Genomic DNA, 22,192 nt, shown 5'->3' with positions numbered 1-22,192 from the left:
GCTTTTACAGGTAAAGACAAGCGTGTTGAAAAATAACCGCACCGAAATTGCAGTTTGTGCACGCTTGTTGCAAGCGTACTCATATGGACTATAAGCGCACCACGGGATGTGGGAGCCTTAAGCCCGATAAAAACAGTGGCAGGGTTGCCCGATGGAGATTCAAGTGTTTTGCCAGGGACTCTTTTTTAGCGATGCAAAAGGCTAGAAAAACAGCGAAAAAGTTGTCGGTCCGATTGCATCGGTACTGTGAATTTGCGACATCTACCAAGCCATCTGCGACAGCGTCGTAAAGAAGGCGAAAGGTTCGATTAGCAAGTATCGCCAACAATGTCGGCGTGATATAAGTTTGCGCCGACACAAAAAGAAAGAGCCGCCCAGATAATAAAACAGGTGGGACGGCAGTACTCTTCTAAAAACCAAAGGAGCAAATCACGATGCGCGTGATGAAGTGGAGCATGATCGCACTGGCTGTTTCAGCAGGCACCTCGCAGTTCGCAATGGCGTCCGCCCAGGATGATTCCAAAGGCTTCGTTGAAGACAGTACCTTCAATGTAAAGACCCGCATGCTGTATATGAATCGTGATTTCAAGAATGAAAACTTGAAAACCAGCCCATCGGGTGAGCGCCAAGGCTACCGCGAAGAAACCGGTATTGGCATGCACGCCATCTTCGAATCCGGCTTCACTCAAGGCACCATCGGTGTTGGTGTTGACGCTTTCGGTCTGGGCTCGATCAAACTCGACAGCGGCCGCGGTCGTACAGGCAACGGCCTGTTCGCTGCCGATAGCGATGGCACACCTGAGGACACTCAGTCCAAAGCGGGTGGCGCAGTTAAATTCCGCCTGTCCAATACTGTCTTGAAGTATGGCGACCAATTCGTCGCCAGCCCGGTATTCTCCACTGACGACAGCCGTTTGCTGCCTGAAGCCACCACCGGTACCTTGCTCGTATCCAAGGAAATCCCTGGCCTTGAGCTGAGCGCTGGTCGCTTCACCGCGATGAGCTCCCAGACCGGCATGGGCCATGACACCATCGTTGACGGCGGCCTGCCGTCTGCCAATATCGGTGGCGCCACCTACCAGTTCACCGACAACTTCGTCGCCGGTGTTGCGGCTTCCGACGTGGATGACCACTTCAAGAAGCAGTACCTCAACGCCAACTACACCCTGCCGATCAACGATGAACAGTCGTTGAACTTCGACTTCAACGGCTACAAGAGCAAGAGCCAAGGTCAGGAACTGTCGGGTGATATCGACAACCGCATCTGGTCCCTGGCTGCCGCTTACAGCATCGGCGCCCACAAATTCACCCTCGCTCACCAGCGTTCGACCGGTGATACCGGTTACGTATACGGCGTAGACGGCGGCGGCACCATTTTCCTCGCCAACTCCGTGCAGTACTCCGACTTCAACGGTGCAGACGAGCGTTCGTGGCAGGGTCGCTACGACCTGAACATGAAAACCTACGGCGTACCGGGCCTGAGCTTCATGACCCGTTACATCAAAGGCGACAACATCTCTACCGGTGCTGAAGAAGGCAAGGAACACGAGCTGGACTTCGAAACCAAGTACGTCATGCAGAATGGCCCGGCAAAAGACCTGTCCTTCCGCCTGCGTAGCGCCTGGTACCGCTCCAACACCGCTTATAACGGCGGTGACAACAACGATCTGCGTCTGATCGTTGAGTATCCGCTGAGCATCTTGTAATCCGGATGTAGTTCAGCAGTACTGTAGAGCTCTGCTCTAATTAGAACCGCTCACCCTGACAGGTGGGCGGTTTTTTTGCTTATTCAATAGCGGCCTAAGCATATTTGAATAGCAAGCTAATTATGTCGACCGAAGCGGGCTTACTGCGAACAATAAAAAACCCAAGAGACTTTGCAGCTCTTGGGTTTAATCGCCTTACTTGACCGTCAGGGCAAATAATCGACCGCTTACTGCGGTGCCCCTTCCTGAACCACACGAATAACTCGCTGCGGAAACGGAATATCAATGCCTGCAGCTTTTAAACGATCGCGGGACAGTTCATTTAACATGAACATCACATCCCAATAGTCTGCAGTTTTAACCCACACACGCAGGGACACCGTGATCGAACTGTCGCCCAGTGTCGAAATCACTGCCTGCGGCGCCGGGTCCTGCATAACACGTTCATCCTTGGCCAGATCCAGCAGTACCTGACGGGCCTTTTGCAGATCGGCTTCGTAATCCACGCCCACATCGAACACAACCTTGCGGGTTGGCTGACGGTTGGTATTGGTGATGATGCCATTCGACAGGTTGCCGTTTGGCATGATGACGGTCTTGTTGTCGCCGGTACGCAGGACGGTATGGAAAATCTGGATGCTGTCGACGGTACCCGCCACGCCTTGCGCTTCGATCCAGTCGCCGATGCGGAACGGACGGAACAGCAGAATCAGCACGCCGCCGGCGAAGTTCGCCAGACTGCCCTGCAACGCCAGACCAATGGCCAGACCCGCAGCACCGATCGCGGCAACGAACGAGGTGGTTTCGACACCGATCATCGAGGCCACGCTGACGATCAGCAGCACCTTGAGAATGATGTTGGCCAGGCTGCTGATGAAGCCTTGCAGTGCCAGGTCAGCGTTACGCAGGGCCAGCAAACCACCGAGTTTTTGCGTGACCTTGTTGATCAGCCACCAGCCGATCCCCAGGGTAATCACTGCCAGCAGCACGCGGCTGCCGTATTCCATGATCATCGGGATCCACGCCTGGGATGCCTTGACCAGGTGGTCTACTTCAGCATTCAAATCCATGTTCTATCTCCTGATTTCCGGCTACCCGGGATGTGCACAAATAAATGTGGGAGCGAGCCTGCTCGCGAAAGCGCTGTGTCATTCAGCAATGAATTGACTGACACAGCGGCTTTCGCGAGCAGGCTGGCTCCCACCGTTTCCACGGATAACGCTTAGTCGCGGAAGTTGTTGAACTGCAGCGGCATGCCGAATTCCTTGGCACGCAAGGCCGCGATGGCTTCTTGCAGGTCGTCGCGCTTCTTGCCGGTCACACGCACCTGCTCGCCCTGAATGGCAGCCTGTACCTTGAGTTTGGCGTCCTTGATGTGGCCGACGATCTTCTTCGCCAGTTCCTTGTCGATGCCTTCCTTGAGCACGGCGTCCTGCTTCATCAGCTTGCCCGAGGCGTACTCATCCTTGACTTCAAGGCACTGCACGTCGATCTTGCGCTTGACCAGGGCCAACTTGAGGATTTCGATCATCGCTTCCAGCTGGAATCCGGCTTCAGCGGTCAGACTGACAGTCAGGTCCTTTTCCTTGAATTCGAAACTGCCTTTACCTTTCAGGTCATAACGACGATCGAGTTCCTTCACGGCGTTCTCGACCGCGTTGGTGAGTTCGTGTTTGTCCAGTTCGGATACCACGTCGAACGACGGCATGTAATTTCTCCAATAAAAAGGCGCGCTCTATGTGGATGGAGCGCGCTTGGCTTGCGGTTAAAATCGGGCTCATTATAACGGGTCTTTTCCTGTCGACACGCGAGCCGCGCATGCCTGTACCCAATCGAGCAAAAAACTGATGTCTACCCCTTGGCACATTCTCGGCGCCGGCTGTCTCGGCACACTCTGGGCTACGCGGCTGGCTCGGGCCGGCCTGCCGGTGAGGCTGATCGTGCGCGACGTGACACGTTTGCACAGCTATAACGCAGCCGACGGGTTGACCCTCGTAGAAAACGGACAAGCCAACACTTATGCAGTTCCCGGCGAAACCCCGGACAATCCCGAACCGATCCGTCGCCTGCTGGTGGCCTGCAAGGCCTACGACGCCGAAAACGCAGTGGCCCGCCTCGCCCCACGCTTAACGCCCGATGCGGAAATTATTCTGCTGCAAAACGGCCTCGGCAGTCAGGACGCCGTCGCCGCGCGAGTACCGCATGCACGCTGCATCAGCGCTTCAAGTACCGAAGGCGCGTTCCGCGATGGCGACTGGCGTGTGGTGTTCGCCGGCCACGGTTTTACCTGGCTCGGTGATGTCGCTCATCCGGTGGCGCCGATCTGGCTGGATGATCTTGAGGCGGCGAAAATCCCCCACGAATGGAGCACCGACATCCTCACACGGCTGTGGCGCAAACTGGCGCTCAACTGTGCGATCAATCCGCTGACGGTGTTGCACAACTGCCGCAACGGTGGCTTACAGGCGCATCATTGCGAAGTCGCTACGCTCTGCGCCGAGCTCGCCGAACTGCTGCAGCGCTGTGGCCAACCTGCGGCGGCGGAAAACCTGCAACAGGAAGTCGAACGGGTGATCCAGGCCACCGCGGCCAATTACTCATCGATGTATCAAGATGTCGCCAATGAGCGCCGTACGGAGATCAGCTATCTATTGGGCCACGCCTGCAAAGTCGCCGCACGCCACCAACTGAACCTGCCGCACCTCAATCAACTGCAGCAACGCCTGATCGCTCATCTGCGCAGCCTCGGATTGCCCAGCGACTGAGCAGCGGCTACGCTGGCGACTTGTTCCTTTGCTGCGAAAAACCCGATGCCATTGCGCCAGCGCCTCGAAAACCTGCCGGTCGGCCAGAAACTCCTGGCCGCCCTGCTGGTGCTGTTGACCACTGTGTTGCTGGTCGCCAACCTGACTTTTATCAGCGCCGCCTATTACATTTCCCAAGAGAGCATGGCCCCGCAGGCCTTGCAGACCATCGGCCGTCTGATCGCCAACCCGAGCCTGGTGAGTGAAGCCCTGCAATCACCGCAAAGCGCCGAACGCCTGCTCAAGGAACTCGACAGTTATTCACCACTGCGCGCTGCCGCCCTGTATGACGGCAAAGGCGAACGGCTGGCGCAATTGCAACACGGCGACAAACTCCACCTGCCGGAACGTTACCGGCACATCGAAGCCTGGCAACTCACCGAATTTCGCACCAACCAGGTGATTACCCTGCCCCGCCCCGGCACCGAGCCGGGTCATCTGCTGCTGGTAGCCAGCAGCGAACTGCCGATGGCGTTCTACACCGGCACGCTCACGGCCAGCCTCGGCATCCTGATTTTCAGCGTGCTGTTGTGGCTGGTGATTGCCCGGCAGATCAAACGGCTGATCACCCGCCCTATCCATCAGCTCGAAGAGCTGTCGCGTCAGGTCACCCGCGAAGAGAATTACGCGTTGCGCGCCTCACGCGGCAACCATGACGAAATCGGCAGTCTCGCCGAGGCGTTCAACACCATGCTGTCGCGTATCGAAGCCCGCGAACAGCAGCTCAAACGCGCCCGCGATGACTCGCAAGCCGCTTACGATCAGGCGCAGGGGCTGGCCGAGGAAACCCGCCACACCAACCGCAAGCTTGAGCTGGAAGTTCAGGTGCGCAGCAAGATCGAAAAGAAACTCACCGGTTTCCAGAATTACCTCAACAGCATCATCGACTCGATGCCTTCGGCGCTGATCGCGCTCGATGAGCAGCTCTACGTCACCCAATGGAACCAGGAAGCCAGCGCCCTCTCCGGCACGCGTCTGGACGAAGCGCTGAACCAGCCGATCTTCCTCGCGTTCGAACCGCTGAAACCGTTTTTGCCGCAGCTCAAGCAGACGGTCGAGCAGCACACCGTGGCGAAGATCGAACGGGTGACATGGTTCAAGGACGATGAGCCCAAACATTACGCGCTGACCTTCTACCCGCTGATGGGCGGTACCGGGCGTGGCGTGGTGATCCGTATCGACGACATCACCCAGCGCCTGTCGCTGGAAGAAATGATGGTGCAATCAGAAAAAATGCTCTCGGTCGGCGGCCTCGCGGCGGGCATGGCCCATGAAATCAACAACCCGCTCGGTGCGATCCTGCACAACGTGCAGAACATCCGTCGGCGCCTGTCCGCAGACCTGCCAAAGAATCTCGAAACTGCCGAGCAACTGGGCATTGAGCTGGACACGGTCAACCGCTACCTGCAAGGCCGGGAAGTCCCGAAACTGCTCGATGGTATTCAACAGGCGGGGGCGCGGGCAGCGAAAATCGTCACCCACATGCTCAGCTTCAGTCGCCGCAGCACTCGCCAGATGGCGCCGTGCGATTTGCCAGCACTGATTGATCAAGCGGTGGAAATCGCCGGTAACGACTTCGACCTGGCCATCGGTTTTGACTTCAAGGGTCAGGCGATCATCCGCCAGTTCGACCCGGCGCTCGGCCCGGTGCCGGGTACCGCCAACGAGCTGGAGCAAGTGCTGCTCAACCTGTTGAAAAACGCCGCGCAAGCCATTCATCAGCGCGAAGAGGACAGCGAGCCAGGGCGGATCATCTTGCGCACGCGGCTCAATCCGCCGTGGGCCGAGATTCAGGTCGAGGACAACGGCATCGGCATGAGCGAGAACGTGCGCAAGCGCACCTTCGAACCGTTTTTCACCACCAAGGAAATCGGCCAGGGCACAGGGCTCGGCTTGTCGGTGTCGTATTTCATCATCACCAACAACCACAAAGGGCAGATGGAGGTGCAGTCGGCGCCGGGGCAAGGAACGTGTTTCACTTTGCGTCTGCCGCTGGCCCAACCGCTGCCTATCGCTGCTCAACCAATCAATTAACGAGGTAACCCATGGGCTTTCGCCTGTCGAAAATCTACACCCGCACCGGCGACAAAGGCGAAACCGGCCTGGGCGATGGCCGCCGCGTGCCCAAGGATCACCCACGCATCGAGGCCATTGGCGAGGTCGATACGCTGAACAGTCAGGTCGGCGTATTGCTGGCCGGTTTGATTGCCGAGCGTGAGACGTATCCAGGCTTGAACGAGCTGGTCGAGGTGTTGGCACCTTGTCAGCATCGGCTATTCGACCTCGGGGGCGAGTTGGCGATGCCGCAGTATCAGGCACTGAACGAGGCGGAAATCGAACGGCTGGAAGCGGCGATTGATGTCTGGAACGAAGAGTTGGGGCCGCTGGAGAATTTCATCTTACCGGGCGGTTCGATGCTGATCGCTCAGGCACATGTGTGCCGGAGTCTGGCAAGGAGTGCCGAGCGGCGGTGTCAGCATTTGAATGCTGAAGAACCCTTGGCCGGGGTTGGGTTGGCTTATATCAATCGATTGTCGGATTTGTTGTTTGTCGCGGCGCGGGTGATTGCGCGGCGACAGGGGATTGCGGAGATTTTGTGGCAGCCGGCAGCTAAACCGACAAAGGATTAGGGCCTGTCTGTACGCCATCGCTTGCAAGCCATCTCCCACAGGTTCCATTGGTGTGCACATCATCAGTGAACGACAAAAATCTCTGTGGGAGCTGGCTTGCCAGCGATGAGGCCGGTGGCCGCTCTACATAATCAAGCCTCAGGCCAGAACGCCCGAATCCCTGCCACACCCTGCGCGCCCACACCCCAGGCCTTTTCGCGCTCCGCCGGGCCAACTCCCCCCAACAAAAACACGGGTTTGGTGAAGCCCTCGATCAACGTCGAAGCCTGCTCCCAGCCCAAGGGCTGCGCATCAGGATGCGTCAGGGTCGGCTGCACCGGCGACAAGGTTACAAAATCCACACCCATCTGCTCGGCCAGCGCCAGTTCTTCGGCGTTATGGCAAGACGCCGCGAGCCAGCGCTGCGCCGGTAACGGACGCCCCGCCGCCGCGTATTTACGCAACTGCGCAGACGTGATGTGCCACCCGGCAGACGGAAAATCACCGAGCCATTCAAATGGCCCCTTGATCATCAACTGCGCCTTGCCCGCACACAGCCCCGCGGCGTCCACCGCCAGATCGCGGTACTTCGGGTCATAGCCATTGGGGGCGCGCAGCTGGATCAATTTGATCCCGCCGGCAATCGCTTTCTGAATCCCACGCAGCAAGGCTGGGGTTTCCAGATCTTCCGGTGTGATCAGGTATTCGGCAGGCAAGCGTGCCGCTGCGACGATCGGCTGGTTGGCGGCAGGGAACTCGTAGTTCACCAGCTCCTTCGCCGTCACCCAGGCCAATGGCTGGCCTTCGGCACCGTGCGGCTCGCCGCTGAAACTCGACACTTCCCAGACATCCAGCAACACCTGCTTGTCCGGGTAATCGTGACGCACCTTGATCAACGGCCGAGCGGCACCCACGGTGATGCCCAATTCTTCTTGCAGCTCTCGGGCCAGCGCGGTTTCGACCGATTCGTCGGCCTCGACCTTGCCGCCGGGAAACTCCCACAAACCACCCTGATGCTGGGTGTCGGCACGGCGGGCGATAAGGATTTTGCCACTGCTGTCACGAATGACGGCGGCGGCGACGTGTACGCGTTTCACGGATTCAATTCCTCCAGTCCAGCCTTTTGCCACGCCTTAAAGGCGGGCCATTGGTAGACGGTTTCAACATAGGCTTCGTCGGCGTCCGGCAGTTTCACCTGATAGGTGCGCAGGCGCACGGCGATCGGCGCAAAAAACGCATCGGCCAGGCTCACCCGGCCAAACAGGTACGGCCCGGACTCGGTGGCGGCGGCACGGCATTCTGCCCACAACGCGAGCATGCGCTCGATATCGACCTTAACCTCGGGCGGCACCGGATTCAGCGGCGCGTCGTGGCTCAGGTTGAACGGCATGTGATTGCGCATGGCGAAAAAGCCGCTGTGCATCTGCGCACAGGCTGATCGGGCTTGGGCCCGGGCGGCGATATCGGTTGGCCAGAGTTGCTCGGAAGAAAACTGCTCGGCCAGGTATTCGGCAATCGCCAGCGAATCGGCAACAGTGCCGAGGGCGGTTTTCAGCAGCGGTACCTTGGCGGTCGGCGAATGCTTGAGCAAAAGCGCACGGGTGTCAGGCTTGCCGAGTTTGATCAACTCTTCGGTGTAGGGGGCGCCGGTCAGTTCAAGCGCCAACGCGGCGCGTAACGACCAGGAGGAAAGCAGTTTGTCGCCGATGATCAGGTGCAGGGACATGGTGTGGCGCCTTTTCGTCAGTGGAAAAACCTTGGGATCAGTTGCGTCTGGACCGCCACCTTCGCGAGCCGGCGCGCTCCCACAGAGTTCACCGGTGCACACAACTTTTGTGAGCACCCGAGATCAGTGTCGGAGCACGCCTGCTCGAGAATGGAGCGACTCGGTCTCAGACTGGATCAGGTCCGGTACTCGGCGTTGATCTTCACATATTCGTGCGACAGGTCGGTGGTCCAGATGGTTTCGCTGCAATCGCCGCGACCCAGTTCGATGCGGATGGTGATCTCTTCCTGCTGCATCACCGCCGAACCCTGCGCTTCAGTGTAGGTCGCGGCGCGGGCGCCACGGCTGGCGATGCACACTTCGCCGAGGAACACGTCGATCTTGCTCACGTCCAGATCCGGGACGCCGGCACGACCGACAGCCGCCAGAATACGGCCCCAGTTCGGGTCGGAGGCGAACAGCGCGGTCTTGATCAGCGGCGAGTGCGCCACAGTGTAGCCAACGTCCAGGCATTCCTGGTGATTGCCGCCGCCGTTCACTTCAACGGTCACGAACTTAGTCGCGCCTTCGCCATCACGCACGATGGCCTGGGCCACGTCCATGCACACTTCAAAGACTGCCTGCTTCAACTTGGCGAACAGTTCGCCTTCGGCACGGGTGATTTGCGGCAGTGCAGCCTTGCCGGTAGCAATCAGCATGCAGCAGTCGTTGGTCGAGGTGTCGCCGTCGATAGTGATGCGGTTGAACGACTTGTTGGCACCGTCGAGCATCAGGTTCTGCAAGACGTCACGGGAGACTTTGGCGTCGGTAGCGATGTAGCCCAGCATGGTTGCCATGTTCGGGCGGATCATGCCCGCGCCTTTGCTGATGCCAGTAACGGTGATGGTCACGCCGTCATGCTGGAACTGGCGGCTGGCGCCCTTGGGCAACGTATCGGTGGTCATGATCCCGGTGGCGGCCGCTTCCCAGTTGTTTTCCGACAGATCGTCCAGTGCGGCTTGCAGTGCACCTTCGATCTTCTCGACCGGCAGTGGCTCGCCGATGACACCGGTGGAGTAAGGCAGAATCTGGTTTGCATCGACGCCGGTCAGCTCAGCGAGCTTCGCGCAGGTGCGCTCGGCGGCGGCCAGGCCCGGCTCACCAGTACCGGCGTTGGCGTTACCGGTGTTGGTCAGCAAGTAGCGCACATCGTTTTGAACGCGCTTCTTCGCCAGGATCACCGGCGCTGCACAAAAGGCGTTCAACGTAAACACGCCCGCCACCGTCGAACCTTCGGCGCAGCGCATCACCACGACATCTTTGCGCCCGGGGCGCTTGATGCCGGCCGAGGCAATACCGAGTTCAAAACCGGCAACCGGGTGCAACGTTGGCAAAGGACCAAGACCAACAGCCATGAATGCGCTCCTTACTCAATGATGTCTGCACCGCCCATTTGCAGGCAGTGGTTTGAATGGCAAAACGCCGCGACGGCAGGAGCCGGTCGCGGCGCGGGGTATTTCAGCGGTTGAAACGGGTTTTACTGGATCTGCCCGTGGCAATGCTTGAATTTCTTGCCCGAACCGCAGTAGCACAGTTCGTTGCGGCCCAGCTTCTGCTCGTTGCGAACCGGGGCGGTGGCGAGGGCCACATCGACCTCTTCACCGAGCAATTCCGGTTGCTCAAGACCTGGCGCTTCGGCGTGTTCGAACTGCATGCGGGCGGCCAATGCTTCGGCTTCCTGACGCAGACGTTGCTCTTCGGCTTCCGGATCTTCGCGGCGGACCTGAACGTGCGACAGCACACGGATCGAGTCGCGCTTGATCGAATCGAGCAGCTCGGAGAACAGCGTGAACGACTCGCGCTTGTATTCCTGCTTCGGGTTTTTCTGGGCATAGCCACGCAGGTGGATGCCGTGACGCAGGTGATCCATGGTCGACAGGTGGTCTTTCCACAGATCATCCAGCACGCGCAGAACGATTTGCTTCTCGAAGGAGCGCAGTGCCTCGGCACCGGCCTGATCTTCTTTCTCGTTGTACGCAGCCATCAGCTCGGTCATGAGCTTCTCGCGCAGGGTTTCTTCGTACAGGTGATCGTCTTCGTCGAGCCACTGCTGGATCGGCAGCGCCACACCGAAATCGCTCTGCAGCGAAGCTTCCAGACCGGCGACGTCCCACTGCTCTGGCAGCGATTGCGGCGGAATGTGCGCGCTGACGGTGGCGTTGAGTACGTCCTGACGGAAGTCAGCGATGGTCTCGCCAATGTTGTCAGCGGCCAGCAACGTGTTACGCATGTGATAGATCACTTTACGCTGTTCGTTGTTGACGTCATCGAACTCGAGCAGTTGCTTGCGAATGTCGAAGTTACGGCCTTCAACCTTGCGCTGCGCCTTCTCGATCGCGTTGGTCACCATGCGGTGCTCGATCGCTTCGCCCGGCTGCATGCCCAGGGCTTTCATGAAGTTCTTCACCCGGTCAGAGGCGAAGATGCGCATCAGGCTGTCTTCCAGCGACAGGTAGAAGCGGCTGGAACCGGCATCACCCTGACGACCGGCACGGCCGCGCAGCTGGTTGTCGATACGACGGGATTCGTGACGCTCGGACGCGATCACCTGCAAGCCGCCGGATTCCAGCACTTGTTGGTGACGCTTCTGCCAGTCGGCCTTGATCTGGGCGATCTGCTCAGGCGTCGGATCTTCCAGCGACGCCACTTCAACTTCCCAGTTGCCGCCCAACAGGATGTCGGTACCACGACCGGCCATGTTGGTCGCGATGGTCAGTGCGCCCGGACGACCGGCCTGCGCGATGATCTCGGCTTCTTTTTCGTGGAACTTGGCGTTCAGAACCTTGTGTTCGATGCCTTCCTTCACGAGCAATGCGGACATGTGCTCCGAAGTTTCGATGGTGGCAGTACCCACCAGCACCGGACGACCGGCAGCCATGCTTTCCTTGATGTCGGTAACGATTGCCGCGTACTTCTCTTCGGCAGTCAGGAACACCAGGTCGTTGAAGTCCTTACGCGCCAACGGCTTGTTCGGCGGAATGACCATCACTTCCAGACCATAGATCTGGTGGAATTCGAACGCTTCGGTGTCAGCGGTACCGGTCATGCCGGACAGCTTGGTATAAAGACGGAAGTAGTTCTGGAACGTGGTCGATGCCAGGGTCTGGCTCTCGGCCTGAATGTTCAAGCCTTCTTTGGCTTCGATAGCCTGGTGCAGACCTTCGGACAAACGACGGCCCGGCATGGTACGACCGGTGTGTTCGTCGACCAGTACGACCTGACCGTCCTGCACGATGTATTCAATGTTGCGATTGAACAGCTTGTGCGCACGCAGACCGGCATAAACGTGGGTCAACAGGCCCAGGTTATGTGCCGAGTAAAGGCTCTCGCCTTCAGCCAGCAGGCCGACGCGGGTGAGCATGTCTTCGATGAACTGGTGACCGGCTTCGTTGAGTTCGACCTGACGGGTCTTCTCGTCAACGGTGTAGTGGCCAGCCTTGGTGACTTCCCCTTCGACTTCTTCAACGTGCAGTTCCAGCTGCGGGATCAGTTTGTTGATCTCGGTGTACAGCTTGGAGCTGTCCTCGGCCTGACCGGAAATGATCAGCGGAGTACGTGCTTCGTCGATGAGGATGGAGTCGACTTCGTCGATCACGGCAAAATTGAGTTCGCGCTGGAATTTTTCTTCCATGCTGAACGCCATGTTGTCGCGCAGGTAGTCGAAACCGAATTCGTTGTTGGTGCCGTAGGTGATGTCCGCAGCGTAAGCCTGGCGCTTCTCTTCCGGCGGCTGGAACGGCGTCACGACGCCGACAGTCAGGCCGAGGAATTCATACAGCGGGCGCATCCAGTTGGCGTCACGACGCGCCAGGTAGTCGTTCACCGTCACAACGTGCACGCCCTTGCCGGACAGTGCGTTGAGGTAAACACCCAGGGTCGCCACGAGGGTTTTACCCTCACCGGTACGCATTTCGGCAATCTTGCCTTCGTGCAAGGTCATGCCACCGACGAGTTGCACGTCGAAGTGGCGCATACCCATGACGCGCTTGCCGGCTTCGCGGGCAACCGCAAAGGCTTCTGGCAACAGCTTGTCGAGGGTTTCCCCTTTGGCGATGCGGGCCTTGAACTCTTCAGTCTTGGCGCGCAATTGATCGTCCGAAAGGGCTACCATTTGCTCTTCGAAGGCATTGACGTTCTGTACCGTCTTGAGCATGCGTTTGACTTCACGCTCGTTCTTGCTTCCAAAAAGTTTCTTTAACAAAGGCGCAAACATATCGGCAGGATCTTCCACACTAAAGGGATGGAGGGCGGCCCCGTGAGTCGCCCGAGCAGCCCTCATGGCCGCATGCGAACGAGCATTCTACCCGGAAACGGTGGTGAGGAAAGTGGCGATGTTCCACGATGCTGGCACTGCGCTTTGACGGGGCTCACTTAAAATAGGGGCGTTTTGCTCAACTTCAACCCACACGGGAAAGAAGTTAGTCGTTGATTTAATGGGTAAAGCAGGGTCAAAAGCAATGGGCGAGTGATTTCGGTGCTTTCTGCTACCATGGCGCTTCTGTTACTTCAGGTGTTCGATCATGGCATTTCGCCCTCTTACGGCCAAAGCACCCGCCGTTTTGCTACGCGAAGCCAAGCCGCTCAAAGCCATCCTCGGCCATGCCCATCGACTGGGTCATCTGCAACGCCTGCTCGAAAGCCAACTGCAACCCGCTGCCCGCGAACATTGCCATGTAGCGTCGTGGCGTGAAGGCAATCTGCTGTTGATCGTGACCGATGGCCACTGGGCCACGCGCCTGCGTTATCAGCAAAAACGCCTGCAACGGCAATTGCAGATGTTCGATGAGTTCGCCAGCCTGACGCGGATTCTGTTCAAGGTGCAGCCGCCGACGGTTCAGCGCGGGGCGACCGGGCACACGATGGATCTGTCGACGAACGCGGCGGCAACCATTCAGGCCACGGCAGACGGGATCAGTGACCCGGGGTTGCGCGCGGCATTGGAGCGGTTGGCGGCACACGCAAAAGACAAAACCTGACATTTTCCAAAGCTGATTCCAATTCAATGTGGGCGCGAGCCTGCTCGCGAAGAGGTCGTGTCAGACGCCCTAGAGCTGAATGACACACCGCTTTCGCGAGCAGGCTCGCTCCCACATTTGGATCTGCATCCATCCAGTCCTGCAGCCACACCGTTGGGATCAGCGGCGCTTGCTGCCGCCGAGCAGGGAGCCCATCAGGCCGCGCACCAATTGTTTGCCCAGATTATTGGCTGCCTGGCGCATGGCTGACTTCAAGGCCTGGCCCGCCGCCGTGCCGAGAAATTCCCCGGCACGATCAGCCAGGCTCGGTTCCTCGGCCGCAGGTTTGCCCACCGGCGCCTCTGCCTCCGGTGCCAGGCCTTTACGCCCCATCAGGATTTCATACGCCGACTCGCGATCGATCGGTTTGTCATAGCGCCCTTTGAACGGTGACCCGGCAATCAGCACCGTGCGCTCGGTTTCCGTCAGCGGCCCGATCCGCGACTGCGGTGGCGCCACCAGCACGCGCTGAACCATTTCCGGCGTGCCTTTTTCCGTCAGCGTGCCGACCAGCGCCTCGCCGATCCCCAGTTCAGTCAGCACCGACAGACTGTCGAATGCCGGATTGGGCCGGAAGCCGTCAGCCACCGCGCGCAGGGATTTCTGCTCTTTGGCGGTGAACGCGCGCAAGCCGTGCTGAACGCGCAGGCCCAACTGCGCCAGCACGTCGTCCGGCAAGTCGGCTGGCGATTGAGTGACGAAATACACACCCACGCCCTTGGAACGGATCAACCGTACCACTTGCTCCAGCCGCTCCTGCAACGCCTTGGGAGTGTCGCCGAACAGCAAATGCGCCTCATCGAAAAACAGCGCCAGCAGCGGTTTGTCGGCATCGCCGCGCTCTGGCAACTGCTCGAACAATTCGGCCAGCAGCCACAACAGGAACGTGGCGTACACCTTCGGCGCCTCGTGCACCAAACGACTTGCATCCAGCAGATGAATACGCCCACGGCCATCGGCGGCCGGTTGCAGGATGTCTTCGAGTTGCAGCGCCGGCTCGCCGAACAGGGCCTCGGCGCCCTGCTGTTCCAGGGTTGCCAGGCGGCGCAACAGCGCCTGACTGGAACCGGTGGTCATCAGCGCCGCGTCTTCGCCCAACAACTGCGGGTTGTCCTTGAGGTGGTTGAGCAGCGCTTTCAGATCCTTCAGATCCAGCAGCAGCAGCCCTTCGCGATCCGCGACCTTGAATGCGGCATACAACGCCGACTGCTGACTGTCGGTGAGTTCCAACAGACTGCCGATCAACAGCGGGCCCATTTCGCTCAACGTGGTGCGCAATGGATGACCGGACTCGCCGTGAATATCCCACAACGTCACCGGATAAGCCTGCGGCTGGTGATTGAGCCAAGGCATGCCGGCGATGCGTTCGGCGACCTTGCCCTGAGGGTTGCCGGCAGCACCGAGGCCGCACAGGTCGCCCTTGATGTCGGCAGCAAATACAGCGACGCCGGCGTCGCTGAAGGCTTCGGCCAGGCGCTGCAAGGTCACGGTTTTACCGGTACCGGTGGCGCCGGCGATGAGACCGTGACGGTTTGCCAGGCGCAGGGCCTGTGCGATCGGTTGCCCCGCGAGATCGGCGCCGATTACGAGTTGCGATGAGTCAGGCATTTTGTCACCCAATGGTTAATCTTTAATTCGCGATGGCCGATAGATAAAGGCGTAGACCTGACTGAAAAGTCGGTAGGACATTTCCCTAAGGAGAGACGGAAATATCAGCTTTTATTCACCTTTGCCCATATTGCGCGTCTTTATAAAAGCACGCCCAGGACATTAAGACCTTAGCGGAACCCCAAGCCATGAACAAAAATCTGCGCTTCAGCCATAAAATTTTGCTTGCCGCCGCCCTCATCGTCATCGCCGCTTTTGCCTCGTTTACGCTTTATAACGACTGGCTACAGCGCAACGCGATTCGTGAAGATCTGGACAACTATCTAAACGAGATGGGCGAAGTCACTGCCGGCAGCATCCAGACCTGGCTCAACGGCCGCATTATGCTGGTCGAGAACGCCGCCCAGAACATTGCCATCAACCCCGAACCCGCCAACGTCGCCAGTCTGCTGGAACAGAAAAGCCTGACGTCGACGTTTATGGCCACCTACCTGGGCGATGCCACTGGCCACTTCACCATTCGCCCGGACGTGAAGATGCCCGACGGTTTCGATCCGCGGGTTCGCCCTTGGTATAAAGGTGCCGAGAGCAGCAGCACCTCGACCTTGACCGAACCGTACATCGACGCAGCCACCGGTCAGTTGATCATCTCCGTCGCCACCGCCTCGAAAAAATCCGGCCAGAGCGTCGGCGTGGTCGGCGGCGACCTGAGCCTGCAATCACTGGTCGACACCCTCGCCGCCCGGGATTTTGACGGCATGGGTTATGTGTTCCTGGTCAGCGCCGACGGCAAGATTTTGGTGCACCCGGACAAAGCCCTGGTGATGAAATCACTCAAGGAAGCGTATCCACAGGACACCCCGCGCATCAGCAGCGATTTCAGTGAAGTCACCGTCGATGGCAAAACCCGCATCGTTACCTTCGCGCCGATCAAAGGCTTGCCGTCGGTGAACTGGTACATCGGCCTGTCGGTGGACAAGGACCAGGCCTTCGCGATGCTCAGCGAATTCCGCACCTCTGCCGTCATTGCGACCATCATCGCCGTCGGCATCATCCTTGCTCTGCTCGGCATGTTGATCCGCATCCTGATTCAGCCTTTGCACGTCATGACCCGCGCCATGGAAGACATCGCCGATGGCGAAGGTGACCTGACCAAGCGCCTGACCATCGTCAATAACGATGAATTTGGCGTACTGGGTACGGCGTTCAACCGCTTCGTCGAGCGGATCCACGGCTCGATTCGCGAAGTCTCGTCGGCCACCGGCCAAGTCAACGAAGTCGCCCTGCGCGTGGTCGCTGCGTCTAATTCGTCGATGTACAATTCCGACCAGCAGGCTTCGCGCACCAGCAGTGTCGCCGCCGCGATCAATCAGCTTGGCGCCGCCGCGCAGGAGATCGCCCGCAATGCCGCCCAGGCCTCGAATCAGGCCAGCGACGCCCGCGGCCTCGCCGAAGACGGCCAACAAGTGGTGGATCGCAGCATCAAGGCGATGAATCAACTGTCGAGCATGCTTAGTGCGTCGAGCAGCAACATCGAGTCGCTCAACAGCAAAACCGTGAACATCGGGCAAATTCTCGAAGTGATCACCAGCATTTCCCAGCAAACCAACCTGCTGGCGCTCAACGCGGCCATTGAAGCGGCGCGTGCCGGTGAGGCCGGTCGTGGTTTTGCCGTGGTGGCGGACGAAGTGCGTAATCTGGCACACCGCACGCAGGAATCGGCGCAGCAAGTGCAGACCATGATCGAAGAGCTGCAAGTCGGCGCGCGGGAATCGGTGAGCACCATGAGTGAGAGCCAGCGTCACAGCCAGGACAGCGTCGAGATCGCCAACCTTGCCGGTGAGCGTCTGAACAGCGTGACTCAGCGGATTGGCGAGATCGACGGGATGAACCAGTCGGTGGCGACCGCGACCGAGGAGCAGACGGCGGTGGTCGAGTCGATCAATGTCGACATCACCGAGATCAACACGCTGAACCAGGAAGGCGTGGAGAACCTGCACGCAACGCTGCGCGCGTGTTCGGATCTGGAGCAGCAGGCTTCGCGGTTGACGCAATTGGTGGGGAGTTTCCGCATTTAAGATCAAGAGCTTACCCCCTCACCCCAACCCTCTCCCCCAGAGGGGGCGAGGGGAAAGGGAGCCGATCTTCAAGCTTTTCAATCTGAATCCGGCTCAGAAGTTCAGGTCGACACAGCAGGCCCAAACACCCCGATCAGCCCCCTCTCCCTCCGGGAGAGGGGGCTTCCTGAGTTCAACTCTGAGCTTCAGGTCGACACAGCAACCCCAAACACCTCGATCAGTCCCCTCTCCCCCCGGGAGAGGGTTAGGGTGCTCTTCGTTCCAGCGCAAAAATCCCGACAGAACATCTATTCTTCATAAAGGTCAACCAAGGGAGAACAACAGCGGAGGGATGATCACCGTGCACATTGCCGACATCACCATGTTCTACGCCCCGGCCAGCGGCGGCGTACGCACATATCTGGATGCCAAGCACCGTCGGCTGGGCATCAAATCCGGGATTCGCCACAGCTTGCTGATTCCCGGCGCAAAATTCGGCGAACACGATGGTGTGTACACGGTTCCCGCCCCCGCCCTGCCCTTCGGCAAGGGTTATCGCTTTCCGGTACGCTTGGCCCCGTGGCGAAATGTCCTTCAGGATTTGCAGCCGGATCTGATCGAAGTCGGCGATCCGTACCTCACAGCGTGGGCCGCTCTGGATGCCCGGCGACAACTGGATGTGCCGGTGATCGGCTTTTATCATTCCGACCTGCCGCTATTGGTCAGTAACCGCATGGGCCATTGGGTCACGCCGAACATCGAGGCTTACGTCACCAAGCTCTACGGCAACTTTGACCGGGTTCTCGCGCCCAGTCAGGTCATGGCTGACAAACTTATCGGCCTCGGCGTGCGCAACGTCTTTGTGCAACCGCTGGGTGTCGATCTGCAAACCTTCAACCCTGCCGCCCGTGATTCAGGCCTGCGGGCCGAACTGGGGATCGACGAAGACACACGCCTGCTGATCTTCGCCGGGCGTGGTTCGAAAGAGAAAAACCTGCCAGTGCTGCTCAAATGCATGCAACGCCTCGGCCCGCGCTATCACTTGTTGTTGGTCGGTTCGTCGATGCCTGCCGTGGTGCCGGATAACGTCAGTGTCATCAATGAATTCTGCACGGCACCAACCGTTGCACGACTGATGGCCAGTGCCGATGCGCTGCTGCACGCCGGGGATCAGGAAACTTTCGGTCTGGTGATCCTTGAGGCCATGGCTTGCGGCATTCCGGTCGTGGCGGTGGCGGCCGGGGCGTTTGAAGAAATCGTCCCCGATTCCTGCGGCCTGCTCTGCGCACCGAATAACCCGCAGGCGATGGCCAATGCCGTGCGCGAATTGTTCAGTCGCGGCGTTAGCAAACTCGGTGCTCAGGCGCGCCAACATGTCGAACACCATTACGCCTGGGACACAGTGGTCGATAGCCTGCTGAGTCACTACCACGCAGTCCTTGGCCACGCGATGCCTCGGGTGGCGAATGGCTGATCTCATGAACCGACCCGCTGTGCTGCTGGTGTTGCACGATGTGGCGCCATCGACCTGGGCGGATTACCAGCCGTTTGTCGAGGCGGTCGACGCACTGGGCAACGTGCCGATGACCTGGCTGGTGGTGCCGGACTTTCATCGCCACGACAATCTCGATGCGCACCCGGATTTTCGGCAGTTGCTGAGCAAGCGCGTCGCCCGTGGCGATGAATTGGCCCTTCACGGTTTTTTCCATGATGACCAGGAGCCTCGACCGCGCACACCAAGAGACTGGTTCATGCGCCGCGTCTATACCCATGAGGGCGAGTTCTATCGATTGTCCCACGAGGCTGCTCTCGCCCGTCTTCGCGCCGGCATTGAGATGTTCCAGCGCTACGACTGGCCACTGCACGGTTTTGTTGCCCCGGCCTGGTTGATGAGCGAAGGCACACGCCTGGCGCTGCGCGAGTTGCCGTTGCGCTACACCAGTGATCCGCAGCATCTGTATCGTCTGCCGGATTTCACCCCGATCGACGCACCGGGCCTGGTCTGGAGTGCCCGCAGCGCCTGGCGTCGTGGCCTGTCAAAAATTCTCAGCGAGCAACGTGAACAGCGCTGGCGCCAAGCGCCGGTGATTCGGCTAGGATTGCACCCGGTGGACATGCGCCACGGGTTCTCCCGCGAATATTGGCGCAATACCCTCGAACGGTTGCTGACGGATGGACGAGTACCGATGACCAAAATCAACTGGCTGGCCCAACAGCGCGATCAACTGGAGCCCGCCGCATGAACCGCGGCATTGTGTTGCTGATCGGACTGCTCGCTGCGGTGCTGATTCCGCTGCTGCTCGGTGGCAGTGAAATCTGGGCGCGCCTGCAAAGTTTTCCTCTGAAGTGGCTGCTGATCATGTTCGGCATGATTCTGCTGTGCTGGGGCATCAACACCTTGCGCCTGCGGTTGTTGCTGGGCGATCAACGCGACCGCGTCACGCCGCTGAAAAGCCTGGGCGTGGTCATGGCGGCCGAGTTCGCCTATTGCGCGACACCCGGCGGCAGCGGCGGGCCACTGACGATCATGGCGCTGTTGGCCCGCTGCGGCGTACGGCCGGCCCGTGGCAGTGCGGTGTTTGCCATGGATCAACTCAGCGATTTGCTGTTTTTTCTCTGCGCCCTGAGCGGAATTCTGATTTACGCCCTGTTTCAACACCTCAGCGACCGTATGGAATGGCTGCTGATTATCAGCGCCGTGTCGCTGTTCGGCGGGCTGTGCAGTTGCGTGCTGCTGGCGCGCTACCATCGCCGACTGATCCGCCTCAGCGGCCGGGTGCTGGCACGCATGAACGTGCAACCCAACACCCGTCGCCGTTGGGCACGCAAGCTGCTGCATTTTCTCGCGGCATTTATCGATACGCTGAAATTGCCATGGCAAACCTTGAGCAAAGTCTTCGCCCTGACTTGTGTGCATTGGCTGCTGCGTTACAGCGTGCTGTATCTGGCATTGCGCGGCCTGGGAGCGGATTTGCAGTGGGCCTGGAGTTTTCTGGTGCAGATGCTTTCGCTGGGCGCCGGGCAGTTCAGTCTGTTGCCCGGTGGCGCGGGCGCTGCGGAGTTGACCTCGGCGGCGCTGCTGGCACCCATGGTCGGCAAATCGACAGCAGCGGCGGCGATTCTGATATGGCGGGTGGTGACGTTTTACTTTTATCTGGTGGTGGGTGGGCCGGTGTTTCTGCTGATGCTTGGGCGACCGTTGCTGAGAAAACTGATGAAAGTCAGGCAGGCTTCTTAGCCTCATCCTGTTCATCTATGAGTTGTTCCCACAACTCGGCCGCACCGGGAAACTCGGTGCCATCCTCCGGGCTCATGTCATCCGGGTCATAACGACTCAAACAACCCTCGCCCACAGTGGCGGGTGCTTTGGAAGTGGCTTTGTCCAGTGGATCGCTCATGGCTTTTCCTCGGATAAAAAAACGGCAAAGGGATTTATACAAAAAAGGGCCTGGACGATTGAACGCCCAGGCCCTTCCTTTTTCAAGCATGCGTGAGTTCGATCAGAACACCACAGTCTTGTTGCCGTGCACCAGCACTCGATCTTCAAGGTGATAACGCAGACCGCGCGCCAGAACCATCTTCTCGACGTCACGACCGAAACGCACCATGTCTTCGATGCTGTCGCTGTGACTGACGCGCACAACGTCCTGCTCGATGATCGGCCCCGCGTCCAGCTCTTCGGTCACGTAATGGCAGGTCGCGCCGATCAGCTTCACGCCACGCAGGGACGCCTGGTGATAAGGCTTGGCGCCGACGAACGACGGCAGGAAGCTGTGATGAATATTGATGACCTGGTGGGCATATTCGCGGCACAGCGCCGGCGGCAGGATTTGCATGTAGCGCGCCAACACTACAACTTCGGCGTCGTGCTGTTTGACCAGACGCGACACCTCGGCGAAGGCCGGCTCCTTGTCCTGCGGATTGACCGGAACATGGTAATAAGGAATGCCGTGCCACTCGACCATGCTTCGCAGGTCGTCGTGATTGGAAATCACGCAGGATATTTCGCAATCCAGCTCATCGCTGTGCCAGCGGTGCAGCAGGTCAGCCAGGCAGTGGGATTCGCGGCTGGCCATCAACACCACGCGTTTCTTCTGCTCGGTATCGGTGATGCGCCAGTCCATCGAGAACTCTTCGGCGATTGGCGCAAACTTCTCGCGCAATACTTCAATACCGAACGGCAGCGAATCGGCACGAATCTCGTGACGCATGAAGAACCAGCCAACCTGATTGTCGGAGTGGTGGCTCGCTTCGGTGATCCAGCCGTTGTGGGATGCCAGAAAATTACTGACTTTGGCAACGATGCCAACGCGGTCCGGGCAAGAAATCACCAGCCGAAAAGTGCGCATGAGGGGGTAACTCCAGAACTTCGCAAAGGCCGCCATTCTAGCGACTGCGCAGGAAAACTGCAGTATTGATGAACGCGCACGCGCGACCCGCCCCGTAGCATGGCGTTTTTCACGGGACCACGGTCAACTTGCCCCCCCACCAATGCCCCCTCTTGTGCCGTTCACTGTGAATATGTGTGATGACTGCATCACACTATTTAACTGGACATTCAATTTGCTGCTAATTCTTGTAACTAATTTAAATAAAAAACCCGGTTAAATGTTTACTTGATGAAACAG

18 protein-coding genes and 1 pseudogene are annotated in these 22,192 nt (G+C 59.0%); 10 read left to right on the top strand and 9 right to left on the bottom strand.

Going from position 1 to position 22,192, the window contains the following annotated elements; genetic code table 11:
* Positions 1–434 precede the first annotated feature (434 nt).
* Entirely contained in the window at positions 435–1,706 is a 1,272-nt protein-coding gene (locus H8B20_RS06670; RefSeq protein WP_210622688.1) for an OprD family porin, read from the top strand.
* 227 nt (positions 1,707–1,933) lie between these two features.
* Here the strand turns inward: H8B20_RS06670 and H8B20_RS06665 are convergent, their stop codons facing one another.
* Both H8B20_RS06665 and H8B20_RS06660 read right to left on the bottom strand, forming a co-directional pair.
* Positions 1,934–2,776: a mechanosensitive ion channel family protein gene (locus tag H8B20_RS06665; protein ID WP_210622687.1), complete on the bottom strand. Its 843-nt coding sequence runs from the start codon at positions 2,774–2,776 to the stop codon at positions 1,934–1,936.
* 152 nt (positions 2,777–2,928) lie between these two features.
* Complete coding sequence (locus tag H8B20_RS06660; protein ID WP_042560649.1) at positions 2,929–3,414, bottom strand: YajQ family cyclic di-GMP-binding protein; 486 nt, start codon at positions 3,412–3,414, stop codon at positions 2,929–2,931.
* Between the two features lie 139 nt (positions 3,415–3,553).
* On the opposite strand from H8B20_RS06660, the gene H8B20_RS06655 reads away from it, so the two are divergent.
* The 3 genes from H8B20_RS06655 to H8B20_RS06645 are packed head-to-tail and all read left to right on the top strand — an operon-like array spanning position 3,554 to position 7,140.
* Positions 3,554–4,471, top strand: coding sequence for a putative 2-dehydropantoate 2-reductase (locus H8B20_RS06655; RefSeq protein WP_210622686.1), 918 nt, complete (start codon positions 3,554–3,556; stop codon positions 4,469–4,471).
* Positions 4,472–4,516: 45 nt separating this feature from the next.
* Positions 4,517–6,544 carry a HAMP domain-containing sensor histidine kinase gene (locus tag H8B20_RS06650; RefSeq protein WP_115146134.1) on the top strand — a complete coding sequence of 676 codons (2,028 nt, stop codon included), beginning with the start codon at positions 4,517–4,519 and terminating at the stop codon, positions 6,542–6,544.
* An 11-nt stretch (positions 6,545–6,555) separates the two neighbouring features.
* Complete coding sequence (locus H8B20_RS06645) at positions 6,556–7,140, top strand: cob(I)yrinic acid a,c-diamide adenosyltransferase (RefSeq protein ID WP_042560652.1); 585 nt, start codon at positions 6,556–6,558, stop codon at positions 7,138–7,140.
* A gap of 131 nt (positions 7,141–7,271) precedes the next feature.
* On the opposite strand, the gene H8B20_RS06640 is transcribed toward H8B20_RS06645, so the two are convergent.
* The 4 genes from H8B20_RS06640 to secA all read right to left on the bottom strand — a co-directional run bounded on the left by H8B20_RS06640 (position 7,272) and on the right by secA (position 13,097).
* On the bottom strand, positions 7,272–8,216 hold the full coding sequence (locus tag H8B20_RS06640) for a Nudix family hydrolase (RefSeq protein ID WP_210622685.1): 945 nt from the start codon (positions 8,214–8,216) through the stop codon (positions 7,272–7,274).
* Complete coding sequence (locus H8B20_RS06635) at positions 8,213–8,845, bottom strand: glutathione S-transferase family protein (protein ID WP_210622684.1); 633 nt, start codon at positions 8,843–8,845, stop codon at positions 8,213–8,215. Before H8B20_RS06635 ends, H8B20_RS06640 begins: the two co-directional genes overlap by 4 nt.
* Positions 8,846–9,021: 176 nt before the next feature.
* Complete coding sequence (argJ, locus tag H8B20_RS06630) at positions 9,022–10,239, bottom strand: bifunctional glutamate N-acetyltransferase/amino-acid acetyltransferase ArgJ (protein WP_042560655.1); 1,218 nt, start codon at positions 10,237–10,239, stop codon at positions 9,022–9,024.
* 122 nt (positions 10,240–10,361) lie between these two features.
* Complete coding sequence (gene secA, locus H8B20_RS06625; protein ID WP_042560656.1) at positions 10,362–13,097, bottom strand: preprotein translocase subunit SecA; 2,736 nt, start codon at positions 13,095–13,097, stop codon at positions 10,362–10,364.
* Between the two features lie 307 nt (positions 13,098–13,404).
* Between secA and H8B20_RS06620 the strand changes: the two genes are divergently transcribed.
* A complete protein-coding gene (locus H8B20_RS06620; protein WP_042560657.1) occupies positions 13,405–13,860 on the top strand; it encodes a DUF721 domain-containing protein in 456 nt (151 codons plus the stop codon).
* A 159-nt stretch (positions 13,861–14,019) separates the two neighbouring features.
* On the opposite strand, the gene H8B20_RS06615 is transcribed toward H8B20_RS06620, so the two are convergent.
* On the bottom strand, positions 14,020–15,507 hold the full coding sequence (locus H8B20_RS06615) for a helicase HerA-like domain-containing protein (RefSeq protein WP_047303179.1): 1,488 nt from the start codon (positions 15,505–15,507) through the stop codon (positions 14,020–14,022).
* A 188-nt stretch (positions 15,508–15,695) separates the two neighbouring features.
* Here H8B20_RS06615 and H8B20_RS28220 point away from each other — a divergent pair.
* The 5 genes and pseudogenes from H8B20_RS28220 to H8B20_RS06595 all read left to right on the top strand — a co-directional run.
* Positions 15,696–16,727, top strand: a pseudogene (locus H8B20_RS28220) (HAMP domain-containing protein); the annotation flags it as partial.
* A 93-nt stretch (positions 16,728–16,820) separates the two neighbouring features.
* Entirely contained in the window at positions 16,821–17,585 is a 765-nt protein-coding gene (locus tag H8B20_RS28215) for a methyl-accepting chemotaxis protein (RefSeq protein ID WP_390896373.1), read from the top strand.
* A gap of 331 nt (positions 17,586–17,916) precedes the next feature.
* Entirely contained in the window at positions 17,917–19,038 is a 1,122-nt protein-coding gene (locus H8B20_RS06605) for an N-acetylglucosaminyl phosphatidylglycerol synthase (protein WP_196304177.1), read from the top strand.
* Positions 19,031–19,807: an N-acetylglucosaminyl phosphatidylglycerol deacetylase gene (locus H8B20_RS06600; protein WP_210622682.1), complete on the top strand. Its 777-nt coding sequence runs from the start codon at positions 19,031–19,033 to the stop codon at positions 19,805–19,807. Before H8B20_RS06605 ends, H8B20_RS06600 begins: the two co-directional genes overlap by 8 nt.
* On the top strand, positions 19,804–20,802 hold the full coding sequence (locus tag H8B20_RS06595; protein WP_042560660.1) for a glucosaminyl phosphatidylglycerol flippase: 999 nt from the start codon (positions 19,804–19,806) through the stop codon (positions 20,800–20,802). The genes H8B20_RS06600 and H8B20_RS06595 overlap by 4 nt, the downstream gene beginning before the upstream one ends.
* Here the strand turns inward: H8B20_RS06595 and H8B20_RS06590 are convergent.
* Together H8B20_RS06590 and purU are read right to left on the bottom strand one after the other, a co-directional pair.
* Positions 20,786–20,962, bottom strand: a complete 177-nt coding sequence (locus tag H8B20_RS06590; protein WP_210622681.1) for a hypothetical protein — start codon at positions 20,960–20,962, stop codon at positions 20,786–20,788. The genes H8B20_RS06595 and H8B20_RS06590 overlap by 17 nt on opposite strands.
* A gap of 102 nt (positions 20,963–21,064) precedes the next feature.
* Positions 21,065–21,913, bottom strand: coding sequence for a formyltetrahydrofolate deformylase (purU, locus tag H8B20_RS06585; RefSeq protein WP_042560661.1), 849 nt, complete (start codon positions 21,911–21,913; stop codon positions 21,065–21,067).
* Between the last annotated feature and the right edge of the window lie 279 nt (positions 21,914–22,192).

This window comes from Pseudomonas sp. P42, assembly GCF_017973755.1.
Taxonomy (GTDB): domain Bacteria; phylum Pseudomonadota; class Gammaproteobacteria; order Pseudomonadales; family Pseudomonadaceae; genus Aquipseudomonas; species Aquipseudomonas iridis.
The sequence above is the reverse complement of the archived record's forward strand: the minus strand, read 5'-3'. Positions and strand labels throughout refer to the sequence as shown.